At 33.9% G+C, this 274-nt stretch carries 1 pseudogene; it reads left to right on the forward strand.

The features are described from left to right. Nucleotides 1–52 precede the first annotated feature (52 nt). Nucleotides 53–274, forward strand: a pseudogene (locus tag AZF08_RS24935) (IS4 family transposase); the annotation flags it as partial.

A 274-nucleotide genomic window follows, 5' to 3' on the forward strand; every position in this document is an offset into this window, starting at 1 on the left:
AAAAAATACGCTATTCTTTCTGTAGACTCATAGGAAAGGATGGCGTTTTTGTATGTCTATTTCTGTATCTGATGAATTACAACTATTTGCTCAAGAAATTCAAAACTTCTTATCTCCAAATTTCTTACGAGATCTTGCTAGAGATGTTGGTTTTGTACAACGAACCAGTAAGTACCAAGCAAAAGATTTAGTCGCTTTATGTGTATGGATGAGTCAAAATGTCGCTAAAACCTCTTTAACTCAGTTATGTAGCTGTTTAGAAGCATCAACAGAA

This window comes from Bacillus gaemokensis, from assembly GCF_001590835.1.
In the GTDB taxonomy this organism is placed as follows: domain Bacteria; phylum Bacillota; class Bacilli; order Bacillales; family Bacillaceae_G; genus Bacillus_A; species Bacillus_A gaemokensis.